The organism is Mucilaginibacter sp. HD30, from assembly GCF_054061755.1.
In genome coordinates, this window is record NZ_JBSSEO010000001.1 from 4375950 (window position 1) to 4390175 (window position 14226).

Here is a 14226-nt window from a genome sequence, read left to right on the forward strand (position 1 = left end):
TATCCGCATAAAAAAAGGCGGTATATACCGCCCTAAATTAAAAACTATTAATTAATTTTTTGTTACAAACCGAAAGCTGCTTTTACCTTATCTACGTAATCCAGCTTTTCCCAGGTAAACAACTCAACCTCGCGGGTTAAAACAGAGCCGTCATGATGGGTAAAGCTTTTGGTTACCGTTTGGCTTGGCTTGCCAAAGTGGCCATAAGCTGCTGTTTCGCTGTATATAGGGTTGCGCAGTTTAAAACGGGTTTCTATAGCATAGGGAGTCATATTAAATATAGCTTCCACTTTTCTGGCTATCTCCCCGTCGTTTAACGCAATTTTAGCGCTGCCGTAGGTGTTTACATAAATACCCATTGGCTGCGCTACGCCAATAGCGTAGGATACCTGTACCAATACCTCGTTGCAAACGCCTGCAGCCACTAAGTTTTTAGCAATGTGGCGGGTAGCGTAAGCCGCAGAGCGGTCAACTTTTGAAGGATCTTTGCCTGAAAAAGCACCACCACCATGCGCCCCTTTACCGCCGTATGTATCCACAATGATTTTGCGGCCGGTTAACCCGGTATCGCCATGGGGCCCGCCAATAACAAATTTACCGGTTGGGTTAATGTGGTATTTGATGTCGCTATTAAAAAAGTGAGCGTATTTTGGATATTTAGCTTTTACCCTTGGGATAAGTATATTGATGATATCTTCACTGATCTTGGCAAGCATTGTTTTTTCCTCATCAAAATCATCATGCTGAGTAGATATCACAATAGCATCTATACGTGTAGGCTGATTATTGTCATCGTACTCCAACGTAACCTGTGATTTAGCATCGGGCCTAAGGTATTTAATATCTGAATTCTCGCGGCGAATGGCCGCCAGCTCAATTAATAAAGCATGGGCAATATCCAAGGCCAAAGGCATATAGTTATCAGTTTCAATAGTGGCATAACCAAACATCATCCCTTGATCACCCGCCCCTTGTTCTTCTTTTGCTTTACGATCAACACCCTGGTTAATATCCGGAGACTGCTCATGAATTGCTGAAAGTACGCCGCAAGAACTGCCATCAAACATATATTCGCCTTTGGTATAGCCAATCTTGTTGATCACTTCGCGCGCTATTCTCTGAACGTCAAGATAAGCTTTGGATTTTACTTCGCCCGCCAATATCACTTGTCCGGTGGTTACAAGTGTTTCGCAGGCCACTTTTGATTCGGGGTCAAATGCAAGAAAATTGTCTATCAAAGCGTCTGATATTTGGTCGGCAACTTTATCCGGATGACCTTCTGAAACGGACTCTGAAGTAAATAAATAAGGCATACTAATAAATTATATAAATTAATTAACAATAAATACTGGTTGAAAGCGAGCAGTAATTGAACTAAGTAAAAGTATGGTTTTAGCACTTTTTTACGTGGTTGCAATCCGGCCCGGGGTAAAATCTCATCTGGGCAGCTAAATCAGTCCACTATCAACAGGTCAAAAATAAAACAATTTTCACAAAGCAGAAAATACATTTACTTTTGGCACCTTAAATTAGCAGGTAGTTGAAAAAGAAAGCATTATTTATCATTAATCCGATATCAGGAGGGAAGAAAAAAGATGACGTGCCGGGACAGATAGAAAAATATCTGGATAAAGCTTTGTTTGAATCTACTATTCTATTTACAACCGGCGTTGCGCATGCACGGGAGGCGGCAACAGATGCCGTAGGAAAGTACGACGTTGTAGTTGCAGTAGGAGGTGATGGTACGGTTAATGAAACTGCCTCGGGTTTGGTTGGAAGTAAGGTTACGTTGGGCATAATTCCGTGTGGATCAGGAAACGGATTGTCGCGTTTTTTAGGTATCCCGATGGATATTGAAGAATCAATACAAACTTTAAATAAACTTCAAATTCAATCAATTGATTCTGCAGAGGCTAATGGTCGCCCGTTCTTCAATATTGCGGGCCTGGGTTTTGATGCACATATAGGCCAGGTTTTCGCAGGCGGTAAAAAGCGGGGATTTTTTAGCTATGCTAAATCATCGCTTGCAGAAATTATAAATTATAGATCGCATACATACTATTTAACTATTGATGGCGTTAATTATACTCGTAAGGCGTTTATTTTAAGTATAGCCAATTCGTCGCAGTACGGTAATAACGCGCATATATCTCCAAAGGCTTCGGTGCAGGATGGTTCGCTTGATGTGTGTATAGTAAAGCCATTTCCATTGTATCGTTTTCCTGAGATGGTGTTACGTATGTTTACCAAAACAGCTGATAGCTCAAGTTTTGTGGAGATAATAAAGGGACAACGTATAACCGTTAAACGTGACGTGGCCGGGCCAATGCATTTGGATGGCGAACCTACAAAAATGGAAGCGGAAGTAGATATAACAGTAAAGCCCGCTACGTTAAACGTAATTGTTGGCGATAATTTTAACAACTAGCACGCAAATGGCAAAGAAGTTGAATGATTTTTCAGGACTGGTTTATTCTACCGATCCGGATTTTAATAAAGAGGAAGCTGATCAAAGCAAAGAATTGACTGTACCACCGCAACAGCAGAATTTGAAAATATACCTGGACAGGAAAGGCGGAGGCAAAATGGTTACTGCTATTGCCGGTTTTGCTGGCAAACTTGCCGATATGGAAGAATTGGGTAAAAAACTAAAAACCAAATGCGGTGTTGGAGGATCTGTTAAAGATGGCGAGATATTAATACAAGGCGATTTTCGGGATAAAATCCTGGCGATGTTGTTAGCAGATGGATTTAAAGCAAAAAAGGCCGGCGGGTAAGCGCCGGTATATGGTGCAATTAACAATTAAAAAAAGATTGTATCAGAAATAATAAAATAACTATTTTTTTAGTTATACTTGTAATGATTATCATTGCACCGCCAATTAAACCACTTTTATAACGTATTGCAAGGGTTATCATTTAAATCTTTGAGCGTTTGTAGCAGAATACTGTAGGTAAGAAAGCTTATCTTTACCATACGTAATATGCAATAAACACCAAAATTTAACTATAACAGTATAATTACATAAAATATGTAAACTATTGTTTGCGATTATAAAAAATAATGGGTTTCATTGTAAAAGATTGTTTAAAGCAAAGATTTTTAGCCATCTGCGTTTATTAAAACAGCGGCAAGAGCTTTGTTATTAAATAATTGTTAAAGAATAACAAAAGAGTTTTTTTATTTCATTAAAAGTTTAATTTTGTTATCCGCTGAAAAAGCACGTTAAATAAATTAAAACATAAACAAAAACTAAAATCAAAACTAAAATTTAAAGTAATGGCAAACGCACCAACAAAACCAACTACTACTGCTAAACCAGAAAGCACAAGCAAAAGCAGCATTTTTGCAAGCCTGACTATTCCTATTTGCATTGTTGTAGCAATTATTATATTCGTATTTGTATTAGGTAATCCAAGCCATTTTAAAGGTGGAGATGTTGAGGGTGAACCAACTGACATCTATGGAACTGTTCATAGCGGTGGCTATCTTGTACCACTTGGTATGTCTTACATCTTAATGGTTATTGTATTCTCTATCGAAAGATTCATCGTTATTGGTAAAGCATCTGGTACCAGCAATGTTGATGCCTTTGTTAGAAAAATACAAGGTTTCCTTAATGCAGGTAACATCGATGCTGCTTCTGCAGAATGCGACAAACAAAAAGGTTCTGTTGCTAACGTAATCAAATCAGGTTTGAAAAAATATCGCGAAATGGAGCATGATGCTACATTAGATGTTGATCAAAAAACTTTAGCTATCCAGAAAGATATTGAAGAAGCAACTGCATTAGAAATGCCAATGTTAGAGCAAAACTTAACCATCATAGCTACTTTGGTATCTATTGGTACATTAACAGGTTTGTTAGGAACGGTAATTGGTATGATTAAGGCCTTCGCCGAGTTATCTCAATCAGGAAATAACACTTCTAAATTATCACAAGCTATTTCTGAAGCACTTGTAAACACTGCAATGGGTATTACAACTTCAACAGTATCAATTGTAATGTACAACTTGTTCACTTCAAAAATTGACGGTTTAACTTACGCAATTGACGAAACAGGATTCAGCATTGTGCAAACATTTGCTGCATCGCATAAAAACAAATAAATTTTAGTGTTTGCCAAATATCCGGCTCCTTAAAAGAGCCGGATATATAAATCAATTAAATCAACACTAAATATTAAAATTATTAGATTATGCCCAGAGCAAAAGTAAAAAGAAAAAGTACGGCAATAGACATGACCGCCATGTGCGATGTGGCTTTTCTGTTGCTAACATTCTTCATATTGTCGGCAAAACCAAAAACTCAGGATCCGATAACGGCAATAGTGCCTGCTGCGGCTTCGGAAGTAGCGCTTCCTGAAAATGATTTTGCCGCTATTATAGTCGGCCAGGGAAAAGTATTTTACAACATTGAAGGCCAGGATCTGAGAATGGAAACTTTAAAGGCAATGGGGGAGAAGTATGGAATTACCTTCACCGCTGAACAGATAAAGTCCTTTTCAAATACTGAATCATTTGGCGTGCCTGTTAAACAGTTACCTCAATTTCTAAACATTCCTGTTTCAGAACGCGGAGATGTTAGGCAAACAGGTATTCCGGTTGATACAACCGATACTAATGAACTGTTCAATTGGGTTAAAGAAACCCGTAAGGCCGATGTAGCGCTTCATAATGCTGTATTAACAGTAGCCATAAAAGGTGATAGCAAGGAAGAGTACCCTAAAATTGCCGAAATTATAAAAACCCTGCAAAAGCAGGAGGTGAATAAATTCAGTTTAATTACATCACTTAGAAAAGTGCAAAAATAAAAAGATATGGCAGAATTAGATACCTCCGGTGGGGGTAAAGGTGGTAAGAAGGTAAGAAGTAAAAAGCAATCAACACGTGTGGATTTAACAGCCATGGTGGATTTGGCTTTCTTGCTTATAACTTTCTTCATCCTTACTACTACCCTCCAAAAACCTAAGGCAATGGACCTTACCATGCCGGATAAACAAGACGATAACAAAAAGGTGGAATTGGACGTAGCAGAAAGCCGCACAATGACCATTTTAATTGGGAAAGACAACAAAGTAGAATGGTATATAGGCCAGCCTGCTAAACCAATTGCCGGCCCAACTGTTGATAGCTTTGGTAAGAATGGATTAAGGAAAACTTTGCTTGAGAAATCAGCTGAAGTTAAAAAAACACAAGGCAAAGACATGATCGTTATAGTAAAGCCAAGTTCAAAATCAACCTACGAGAACGTTGTTAGCGTTATGGATGAGTTGAACATTGTGGGTAATCAGATCAGAGCGATACAGGATATCAGTCAAGACGAGATTGGCTTGCTGCAAAGAGATGGATTATATTAAGGTATAATTTAAATAGAAAATAAACGTTAAAAATTAAAACTCGGAACCATGCTGGGATCTAAATTAGACATATTAAAGCAAGAGTGGATCGACGTTGTTTTTACCGGGCGTAACAAAGCATATGGAGCATATGAGCTTAGAAAAGCTAATCCGCGCAATACCAATCGCGCGTTGCTATTCGGCATAATATTTTTCGTACTTGTTATATCCATGAAGACAATCATCAATATGATTGATGGATTCATTCCGAAGGCCGATGAGAAAGTTAAAATGACTGATGTTATTTTAGCTCCGCCGCCGCCAGAAGAACAGAAAAAAGTACCACCTCCGCCACCACCAGAACCGCCAAAACCAAAGATTGACCAAGTGAAATTTCCTCCTTTGGTTGTTAAGCCGGATGTTGAGGTAAAAGAAGATCCACCTACACAGGAGGAACTTAAGGTTGCCGATCCAGGTCCAAAAGATCAGAAAGGTGACCCGAACGCGGAGATCAGAATTGATGAACCGGTAGGTAACTCAGATATTAAACAGGTTACAGAAGACGAAAATAAAATTTTCGTTTCAGTGGAATCTGCTCCGGAGTTTCCGGGTGGTGCTGCTGCGTTTACCAAGTACCTGGAGAAAAACATCAAATATCCTGGTGTTGACAGGGAAAATAACGTACAGGGTAAAGTATTTATCTCTTTCGTTGTTGAAAAAGATGGTGCTTTGACAGATGTTAGTGCAGTACGTGGACCAAGCGAGACTTTGAAAGAGGAAGCTATGCGTATCCTAAAGAAATCACCGAAATGGAAAGCCGGTATTCAAAATGGCCGACCAGTTCGTGTACAATACACTGTGCCAATCAACTTCACGTTGGGCGAAGAACAGTAATGTGATGTCATTAAAATTTGATAGTAAGCAAAAATCGCTCAAAAGGCGGTTTTTGCTTATTTTAGGAGGGGTAACAGCCGTTTGCGTTTTGGGTTTCGGCCTGATGATTATATTTTGGAAGGACATGTTACCGCAGCTCGCAGGCTTCCAAAGAACCGGTTTTGGCGTTCTTATTATGATATATGCAGTATTAAGATTTGCACGTTTATTAAAGAAGGATCCTGATGAGGTTTAAAAACGGATATTTGTTCTTTGTGTTCATGTTGGCAATAGCCGCTTGTGGCCAAAAAACTAAAGAAACGGAAAAGGAAACGACAGTAAGCGGTAAAACAGTAATTGCGGTTGATGAATCATTTCAACCAATTGTTGATGAAGAGGCTTTTGTATTTAAGAGCCTCAATGAACAGGCAGATTTAAACATCGTTTATGGGGCCGAGAATAAAGTTGTAAGCCTTTTTTTGAATGATAGTGTAAGGCTTGCCATTTTATCGCGCGATTTGAGCGCGGGGGAGAAAAAGATACTGGATGGCAGAAACCGGGCACCTAAGGTTGATAGGTTTGCGGTTGACGCAATTACACTTATAGTAAATAACGCTTCTGTTGATACGTTATTTACAGTTAGTGAATTGAAAAATATGCTTAACGGTAAAGCAAGAACAGACTTAAATATTGTTTTTGATAACCCCAACTCAAGCCTGGTAAGGTATTTAAAGGATTTTGCAAACAGTACTGACCTTAAAGGGCGAAATATATACGGCCTTAAGGACAACAAAGAGGTGATAAAATATGTCAGCGAGCACCAAAATGCTATTGGCATAACAGGTTTTAGTTGGCTAAATGATCCGGATAAGGATTACGCGGAAGCGGTAAGTAAAGTTAAAATTGTTTCAGTAAAGGATGACAGTAAAAAGACAGGGTATTTTAAACCTTCGCAAGCTACACTCGCTCTAAAACAATATCCGCTTACCAGAGATCTGTTTATAATTAATAGCACCGGCAAAATGGGTTTAGGCACAGGCTTTGCTTACTTTATGTTAGGTGAAAAGGGACAACGGATAATTTTGCGGTCGGGAATATTACCCGATTCGGTTCCTACAAGGGAAATTAATATTGTAAAGAAGAAATAACAGAGGTAAATTATAAAACTAAAATAGTAAAAGATGAAAATGATCAGAAGAATAGCTACGGCTGCAGCGGGCCTTGCGCTTGTTGGATCATCAGTTTTTGCACAAAGCCTTGCTGATGCCAAAAAAGCGATAGATGCCGAGCAGTATGTAAAAGCTAAAGCGATGCTTAAGAACCTGACAACTACGCAGCCGACAAATGCCGAGGCGTTTTTTCAGTTGGGATGGGTATATCTGGAACAAGAGTATGTTGATTCAGCAAAAGCTGTATTCAATAAAGGTGTTGCAGCCGACCCTAAATCAGCGCTTAATTATGTTGGCTTAGGTGTAGCAGCACATTTGAATAAGGACGACGCCGGCGCTAACGCAAGTTTTAAACAAGCAATTGATTTAAAGAAGAAAAAAGATGCAGAGCCTTTTCTTTATATTGGCAAAGGGTATCTTTTAGGTGCGGAAGATGGTAAACTCTCTTCACAGAATGCCAATTTGGCTATTGATGCTTTGAACAAAGCAAAACTGGATAACGAGAAAAATGCCGAAATATTTATTGAATTAGGTAATGCTTATCGCTCGCAGTTTAAAAGTAATGATGCTTATTCAAACTATCAAACAGCTTTAACGCTTGATCCAAAATCAGTTACTGCTAACACTGCTATAGGGGTGTTGTGGAAATATGCCGATAGCTTTGATTCTGCAGAAGCGGCTTTTAAAGCGGCTACAGGTATAGACGCTAACTTTGGACCGGCTTACCGCGAATGGGCGGAAACAGAGAGCCGCGAGGCCACTACCAATCGTAAAGTAGCTGTTGATAAAATAAATTCTGCGGTGGCTCATTACAAAACATACATGAGTTTGACCGACCAGTCTGATGAGACTTTGCTGCGTTATGCCGACTTTTTGGTACGCGCCGGTAAATGGGCAGAGGTGCGCGAGGTTGCTACAAAACTTGCCGCGTCATCTAATCCTAATGCCAGGGTTTATCGCTATTTGTCTTATGCTGCATTTGAAAGTAAGGATTTTAAGGGCGCTATGGACTACATGAATAAATGGATGGCAAAAGCTGATCCTAAACGCGTTATTCCGCGCGATTTTTTATATCATGGTCGTGCACAGATCCAATCAGGTCAGGATACTACTAAGGGTATAGAAACATTAACTAAAGCAGTACAGTTAGATAGTTCATTTGTAGATGTTTATCCTGATATAGCCGGAGTTTATTACAAAAGAGGTAAGTACCAGGGCTCTGCTGATGCATGGGCTAAATATATTGCCAGAACGAAACAGCTAAACTTAAATGACTACATAAACTTAGGACGCAGCTATTATTTTGGTTTTACAAGTGAGGAAATTGCAAAAGCCAAAGCTGACCCGTCATACAAACCAGATTCAACATTTTTGGTAAGAGCTGACTCTGCTTTTGCTTACATTAACAAAAGGGCCGCCTCCCCTGTGGCTTATGCAACTTTGATGAGAGCGCGGATTGCAGATTTGAAAGACGCTGATCGTAATAATATCAAAGGGATTGCAAAGCCTTATTATGAACAAGTTGTAGAAATTTCTGGAGTCAAAGATCCAGCTACTTTATCAGCAATTGATAAGACAGGTTTATTAGAAGCGTATGATTACCTGGGGGTATATTACGGCTATAAGGAAAAGGACGACATAAAAGCAACCGAGTACTTTAACAAAGCAAAAACCCTAAGGCCTGATGATGCGCAGGCGGATGCTTACTTTAAGCAAAAGGCCGGCACTAAAAGCAAGTAATTAATAACACATTTATAAATAAAAAAGGCTTCTGTAAAAAGAAGCCTTTTTTATTTATAAGCCCTTTGTATATTTGCGGCATGGAAACTCAAAGTTTACCGGTAAATTACTTACCAATTATATTTCAGATGTTGGTTGCGCTGGGTTTTGTAGTGGCAACTATGTTTGGTACACACAAGTTAGGACCAAAACGCGCAACTAAAGATAAACTTACGCCTTTTGAATCGGGTATTGAAGTTGTTGGTAATGCACGCACCCCCATCTCTATCAAATATTTCCTGGTAGCCATACTGTTTGTATTGTTTGATGTGGAGGTAATATTTATGTACCCCTGGGCTGTTAACTTTAAAGAATTAGGCAGATCCGGCATGATAGAGATGTTCATCTTTATGGCAACCCTGCTGGCCGGATTTATCTACGTTATAAAGAAAAAGGCCCTCGACTGGGACTAAAGTGCACTATTTGCTTACTGTGGGCCTTGATTTCTAACACGCGCCTTATCCGTTTATAGTTTATTTATCGGGGAGCACTGTTTAAAAAGCGTTTCATTGCAGATTTAAATTTTGCCTGTTTACCAATTGCTTGATAAGTAATTCGTTATGCTTTTTTTACGGCTGAGTTTACTGACTTAAAAGTAGTTTCAAGGTGTTTCATGCGATTTGTGCAATATGCTGCATAACAGGCGGTTAATAGACAACGGTGTTTCAAATGTTTCGCTGTTGTCATATATTTTATTGAAACGCACTAAAGTGCAATTTCAATAGTTATAGCATATAAAATGGTGATTCATTCAAGGCCATGGTGTTTGTTTAGAATAATTCTAAATATATTTCGTTTAGCCTTTAATGTAGCTAATACAACGTATTTTATCATAAATTTGCGCGTCCAAATGCCACAGTTTGGACAGGTATTTGATAATTATAATTCATGAGTGATATTCAAATAGTTGGGGCTCCTGCGGGAGTAGAGGGAGCGGGATTTTTTGCTACTTCGCTTGATAAAGCGGTAGGCATGGCACGCGCCAATTCACTTTGGCCATTGCCTTTTGCCACTTCATGTTGCGGTATAGAATTTATGGCCACTATGGCCTCGCATTATGACCTTTCGCGTTTTGGCGCAGAACGTTTAAGTTTTTCACCAAGGCAAGCCGATCTTTTAATGGTTATGGGTACCATCGCCAAAAAAATGGGTCCGGTATTGCGCCAGGTTTACCTGCAAATGGCCGAGCCGCGCTGGGTAATGGCCGTTGGGGCATGTGCTTCAAGTGGTGGTATTTTTGATACTTATTCAGTTTTACAGGGTATAGACGAGATAATACCGGTTGATGTTTACGTACCGGGTTGCCCGCCACGCCCCGAAGCTATTATTGATGGCTTTATGCATATACAGGATCTGGTTAGAACAGAATCAACCCGCAGACGTGAAACTCCGGAATACCAGAAATTATTAGCATCATACGGAATTCAATAAATGGGTAAGATAAATAACGAGGAGCTTTTAAGTAATATAAATACCCGCTTTGGCGATGCGGTAGCTGTGGTAGGTGAACCTTTCGGCTTACTTACACTCCAGACCACTAAAGAGCAGATAAATGATTTGCTAGCTTTCCTTAAGAATTCGCCGGTTCTTCAGTTTATTTATTTAACAGATATAACTGCAGTTCACTACCCTGAGCAGGAACTTACAATAGGCGTTGTTTATCATCTGCACAGCCTGGTAAACAATGTGCGTGTGCGCATTAAAGTGTTTATTGATGGCGAAAATTGCCACATCCCTACAGCAACAAATTTGTGGGAAGGTGCAAACTGGATGGAACGCGAAACTTACGACTACTTCGGTGTTATTTTCGACGGCCATCCTGATCTGCGCAGAATATTGAATGTTGACGATATGACGGCCTTCCCGATGCGGAAAGAATTCCCGCTGGAGGACCCGAACCGCGTTGATAAGAAAGATTATTTTTTTGGAAGATAGAACATGGAGAATCATCCGGTATATATAGATAACGATCCACAAAGCGACCATTCCACGCTAAATTTAGGCCCTACCCACCCGGCTACGCATGGCGTTTTTCAAAACGTTTTGCAAATGGATGGGGAGCGTATCATCAGTGGCGTTTCAACTATAGGATATATTCATAGGGCGTTTGAAAAAATTGCCGAGCATCGTCCTTTTTACCAAATAACACCATTAACAGACCGTTTAAACTACTGTTCATCGCCTATCAACAACATGGGCTGGCATATGACGGTTGAAAAACTATTAGGTATCCAAACACCTAAACGCGTGGATTACCTGCGCGTTATTGTAATGGAGCTTGCCCGTATAGCAGACCACATTGTTTGTAATGGTGTATTAGGTGTGGACACGGGTGCTTTCACCGGCTTCCTTTACATGATGGAGTTCCGTGAATCTATTTACGAGATCTACGAGGAAGTTTGCGGATCACGCTTAACAACTAATATAGGCCGTATAGGCGGGTTTGAACGGAACTTTAATACTAAAGCTTTTGCCAAACTGCGTAAGTTTTTGGTGGAGTTCCCTAAAACATTAAAAGAATTTGAAGCGCTGTTTACGCGCAACCGAATATTTGTTGACCGTACTAAGGGTGTTGCTGCTGTTACTGCAGAAGATGCTTTAAGCTACAGCTGGAGCGGACCGTTATTGCGTGCTGCCGGTGTAGATTATGATGTGCGTGCCATGAACCCATATTCAAGCTATGAGGACTTTGATTTTGAAGTTCCGGTAGGCGAAAATGGCGATGTCTATTCGCGCTTTTTGGTGCGTAATGAGGAAATGTGGCAAAGCCTTCGCCTGATAGAACAAGCTTTGGTAAAGCTGGAAAAAGAGCCAAGCGATGTTTTTCATGCTGATGTACCCGAATTTTACCTGCCTCCGAAAGAGGAAGTTTATAATAACATGGAAGCCCTTATCTACCACTTCAAAATAGTTATGGGCGAGATACCAACCCCGCATACTGAAGTTTATCATGCTGTTGAAGGCGCTAACGGCGAGTTAGGTTTTTACCTGATAAATGATGGCGGCCGTGCACCTTACCGGTTGCATTTCCGCAGGCCGAGCTTTATCAATTACCAGATGTATGCTCCTATGAGTGCGGGTATGTTACTTTCAGATGCGATTATTAACATGAGTAGTTTAAACGTTATAGCCGGAGAGTTAGATGCTTAGAGTTGAAAATACCGAGATGGTTCCGGTTGAGTTTTCAATCGCGCTAACCGACCAATTTGCTGACATTGTTAACCGCTATCCCGAAGGAAAACAAAAATCGGCATTGTTGCCCATACTTCATTTAGTGCAAGCCGAGTTTGGCTGGGTAAGCGCGCCGGCGATGGACAAAGTTGCCGAGTATTTGAACATACAACCTGTTGAGGTTTATGAGGTTGCTACTTTCTATACGATGTATTTTATGCGCCCGCAAGGCAAATATGCATTAGAAGTTTGCCGCACAGGCCCTTGCTGTTTAGTAGGCGCCGAAAAGGTAATGGATCATATTGAGCAAAAGCTGGGCGTTAAAGAAGGTGAGGTTACTGCCGATGGCCTGTTTAGCTGGCGCGGTGTGGAATGTTTGGCGGCTTGTGGCTTCGGACCGGTTTTACAGATCGGCCCTGAGTATACTTTTTATGAAAAGTTGACTAACGATTCCGTCGACCAATTGATTGAGGATTTAAAAGCTAAGGCGAATAACTAATGGGACGCAAATTACTTTTAGAACATATAAACGTACCCGGCATCAATGCTTTTGATGTTTACCGCCAAAAAGGCGGTTACAGATCTGTAGAGAAAGCTTTGAAACAAATGTCGCCAGAGGAAGTGGTGGAAGAAGTTAAAAAGTCGGGTTTGCGTGGCCGTGGTGGTGCAGGCTTCCCTACCGGAATGAAATGGAGCTTTTTGGCTAAGCCGGAAGGTGTTGCCCGTTACCTGGTTTGTAATGCTGACGAATCTGAACCAGGTACGTTTAAAGATAGATACTTGATGACTTATATCCCTCATTTATTAATTGAGGGTATGATTACAGCAAGTTACGCCTTAGGGGCAAAAACGTCATACATATACGTTCGCGGCGAAATGATGCCGCAGATCCGCATTCTTGAAAAAGCAATAGCCGAAGCAAAAGCCAATGGCTTTTTAGGTAAAAATATATTAGGCACAGGTTATGATCTGGAGTTGTACGTACAGCCCGGTGGCGGTGCCTATATCTGCGGTGAAGAAACAGCTTTGCTTGAATCATTAGAAGGCAAACGTGGTAACCCGCGTATTAAACCTCCATTCCCGGCTATTGCAGGTTTATATGGTTGCCCAACAGTAGTTAACAACGTGGAGTCTATTGCTGCCGTAGTACCTATCATTAATGATGGCGGCGAAGAGTATGCTAAATTAGGAATCGGTCGTAGTACCGGTACCAAACTGATATCTGCAGGTGGTAATTTGGTTAAGCCGGGTGTTTACGAGATTGATTTAGGCTTACCTGTTGAAGAGTTTTTATACAGCGATGAATATTGCGGTGGTATTGCCAATGGCAAACGCCTAAAAGCAGTTGTTGCAGGTGGTTCATCTGTACCAATTTTGCCCGCTAACCTGTTCTTGAAGACAGCAGCAGGCGAAGGGCGTTTAATGAGCTACGAATCATTGGCTGATGGTGGTTTTGCTACCGGTACTATGATGGGATCAGGCGGCTTTATCGCTTTTGATGAAGACCAGTGTATTGTGCGCAACACCTGGAACTTTGCACGCTTTTATCATCATGAAAGCTGCGGACAGTGTTCGCCATGCCGTGAAGGTACCGGTTGGATGGAAAAAGTATTGCATCGTCTTGAAATGGGTCATGGCAGCATGAGTGACATGGATCTGTTGGTTGATGTATCTAAAAAGATTGAAGGAAATACAATATGCCCGCTTGGCGATGCAGCAGCTTGGCCGGTGGCCAGTGCTATACGCCACTTCAGAGATGAGTTTGAATGGCACGTTAGCCATGCAAGCGAAGCCGTAACACGCAATTACGGGTTGGCGCATTATGCAGATCCGTTGCCGAAGCCTGAACCGGCAGCGAGCTAGGTCAAAATTAAAAAGTAAAAATTCAAAAAAG

Annotated in this window: 15 protein-coding genes; 14 read left to right on the forward strand and 1 reads right to left on the reverse strand. The window is 40.7% G+C overall.

What is annotated here, in order from left to right; all coding sequences use genetic code 11:
- Positions 1 to 62 precede the first annotated feature (62 nt).
- Positions 63 to 1313 carry a methionine adenosyltransferase gene (metK, locus tag ACVW2L_RS20475; protein WP_457129815.1) on the reverse strand — a complete coding sequence of 417 codons (1251 nt, stop codon included), beginning with the start codon at positions 1311 to 1313 and terminating at the stop codon, positions 63 to 65.
- A gap of 227 nt (positions 1314 to 1540) precedes the next feature.
- On the opposite strand from metK, the gene ACVW2L_RS20480 reads away from it, so the two are divergent.
- The 14 genes from ACVW2L_RS20480 to nuoF all read left to right on the forward strand — a co-directional run bounded on the left by ACVW2L_RS20480 (position 1541) and on the right by nuoF (position 14195).
- Entirely contained in the window at positions 1541 to 2428 is an 888-nt protein-coding gene (locus ACVW2L_RS20480) for a diacylglycerol/lipid kinase family protein (RefSeq protein ID WP_457129816.1), read from the forward strand.
- Between the two features lie 7 nt (positions 2429 to 2435).
- On the forward strand, positions 2436 to 2777 hold the full coding sequence (locus tag ACVW2L_RS20485; protein WP_457129817.1) for a translation initiation factor: 342 nt from the start codon (positions 2436 to 2438) through the stop codon (positions 2775 to 2777).
- Between the two features lie 503 nt (positions 2778 to 3280).
- Positions 3281 to 4111: a MotA/TolQ/ExbB proton channel family protein gene (locus ACVW2L_RS20490; RefSeq protein ID WP_457129818.1), complete on the forward strand. Its 831-nt coding sequence runs from the start codon at positions 3281 to 3283 to the stop codon at positions 4109 to 4111.
- An 89-nt stretch (positions 4112 to 4200) separates the two neighbouring features.
- On the forward strand, positions 4201 to 4815 hold the full coding sequence (locus ACVW2L_RS20495) for an ExbD/TolR family protein (RefSeq protein WP_457129819.1): 615 nt from the start codon (positions 4201 to 4203) through the stop codon (positions 4813 to 4815).
- Positions 4816 to 4821: 6 nt separating this feature from the next.
- Positions 4822 to 5361 carry an ExbD/TolR family protein gene (locus tag ACVW2L_RS20500; RefSeq protein WP_457129820.1) on the forward strand — a complete coding sequence of 180 codons (540 nt, stop codon included), beginning with the start codon at positions 4822 to 4824 and terminating at the stop codon, positions 5359 to 5361.
- Between the two features lie 48 nt (positions 5362 to 5409).
- Positions 5410 to 6234 carry an energy transducer TonB gene (locus ACVW2L_RS20505; protein WP_457129821.1) on the forward strand — a complete coding sequence of 275 codons (825 nt, stop codon included), beginning with the start codon at positions 5410 to 5412 and terminating at the stop codon, positions 6232 to 6234.
- Positions 6235 to 6458: 224 nt separating this feature from the next.
- Positions 6459 to 7361 (forward strand): PstS family phosphate ABC transporter substrate-binding protein, encoded by a 903-nt coding sequence (locus ACVW2L_RS20510; protein WP_457129822.1) that lies wholly within the window; start codon positions 6459 to 6461, stop codon positions 7359 to 7361.
- Between the two features lie 33 nt (positions 7362 to 7394).
- A complete protein-coding gene (locus tag ACVW2L_RS20515) occupies positions 7395 to 9122 on the forward strand; it encodes a tetratricopeptide repeat protein (protein WP_457129823.1) in 1728 nt (575 codons plus the stop codon).
- Positions 9123 to 9202: 80 nt separating this feature from the next.
- Positions 9203 to 9574, forward strand: a complete 372-nt coding sequence (locus ACVW2L_RS20520) for an NADH-quinone oxidoreductase subunit A (protein ID WP_457129824.1) — start codon at positions 9203 to 9205, stop codon at positions 9572 to 9574.
- A 475-nt stretch (positions 9575 to 10049) separates the two neighbouring features.
- A complete protein-coding gene (locus ACVW2L_RS20525; protein WP_457129825.1) occupies positions 10050 to 10592 on the forward strand; it encodes an NADH-quinone oxidoreductase subunit B in 543 nt (180 codons plus the stop codon).
- The gene (locus ACVW2L_RS20530; protein WP_457129826.1) at positions 10593 to 11096 is read left to right on the forward strand and encodes an NADH-quinone oxidoreductase subunit C; all 504 of its coding nucleotides are present in this window, start codon (positions 10593 to 10595) and stop codon (positions 11094 to 11096) included. It begins immediately after the preceding gene.
- 3 nt (positions 11097 to 11099) lie between these two features.
- The gene (locus ACVW2L_RS20535) at positions 11100 to 12311 is read left to right on the forward strand and encodes an NADH-quinone oxidoreductase subunit D (RefSeq protein ID WP_457129827.1); all 1212 of its coding nucleotides are present in this window, start codon (positions 11100 to 11102) and stop codon (positions 12309 to 12311) included.
- A complete protein-coding gene (locus ACVW2L_RS20540; protein ID WP_457129828.1) occupies positions 12304 to 12831 on the forward strand; it encodes an NADH-quinone oxidoreductase subunit NuoE family protein in 528 nt (175 codons plus the stop codon). The genes ACVW2L_RS20535 and ACVW2L_RS20540 overlap by 8 nt, the downstream gene beginning before the upstream one ends.
- A complete protein-coding gene (gene nuoF, locus ACVW2L_RS20545; RefSeq protein WP_457129829.1) occupies positions 12831 to 14195 on the forward strand; it encodes an NADH-quinone oxidoreductase subunit NuoF in 1365 nt (454 codons plus the stop codon). Before ACVW2L_RS20540 ends, nuoF begins: the two co-directional genes overlap by 1 nt.
- Positions 14196 to 14226 lie beyond the last annotated feature (31 nt).

Excerpts from the sequence above, each read along its gene's own strand:
- ACVW2L_RS20490 (WP_457129818.1), top strand. The coding sequence starts at position 3,281 with ATGGCAAACGCACCAACAAAACCAACTACTACTGCTAAACCAGAAAGC.
- ACVW2L_RS20520 (WP_457129824.1), top strand. The coding sequence starts at position 9,203 with ATGGAAACTCAAAGTTTACCGGTAAATTACTTACCAATTATATTTCAG.
- ACVW2L_RS20500 (WP_457129820.1), top strand. The coding sequence starts at position 4,822 with ATGGCAGAATTAGATACCTCCGGTGGGGGTAAAGGTGGTAAGAAGGTA.
- ACVW2L_RS20515 (WP_457129823.1), top strand. The coding sequence starts at position 7,395 with ATGAAAATGATCAGAAGAATAGCTACGGCTGCAGCGGGCCTTGCGCTT.
- ACVW2L_RS20540 (WP_457129828.1), top strand. The coding sequence starts at position 12,304 with ATGCTTAGAGTTGAAAATACCGAGATGGTTCCGGTTGAGTTTTCAATC.
- ACVW2L_RS20535 (WP_457129827.1), top strand. The coding sequence starts at position 11,100 with ATGGAGAATCATCCGGTATATATAGATAACGATCCACAAAGCGACCAT.
- ACVW2L_RS20505 (WP_457129821.1), top strand. The coding sequence starts at position 5,410 with ATGCTGGGATCTAAATTAGACATATTAAAGCAAGAGTGGATCGACGTT.
- metK (WP_457129815.1), bottom strand. The coding sequence starts at position 1,313 with ATGCCTTATTTATTTACTTCAGAGTCCGTTTCAGAAGGTCATCCGGAT.
- ACVW2L_RS20525 (WP_457129825.1), top strand. The coding sequence starts at position 10,050 with ATGAGTGATATTCAAATAGTTGGGGCTCCTGCGGGAGTAGAGGGAGCG.
- ACVW2L_RS20485 (WP_457129817.1), top strand. The coding sequence starts at position 2,436 with ATGGCAAAGAAGTTGAATGATTTTTCAGGACTGGTTTATTCTACCGAT.
- nuoF (WP_457129829.1), top strand. The coding sequence starts at position 12,831 with ATGGGACGCAAATTACTTTTAGAACATATAAACGTACCCGGCATCAAT.
- ACVW2L_RS20495 (WP_457129819.1), top strand. The coding sequence starts at position 4,201 with ATGCCCAGAGCAAAAGTAAAAAGAAAAAGTACGGCAATAGACATGACC.
- ACVW2L_RS20510 (WP_457129822.1), top strand. The coding sequence starts at position 6,459 with ATGAGGTTTAAAAACGGATATTTGTTCTTTGTGTTCATGTTGGCAATA.
- ACVW2L_RS20530 (WP_457129826.1), top strand. The coding sequence starts at position 10,593 with ATGGGTAAGATAAATAACGAGGAGCTTTTAAGTAATATAAATACCCGC.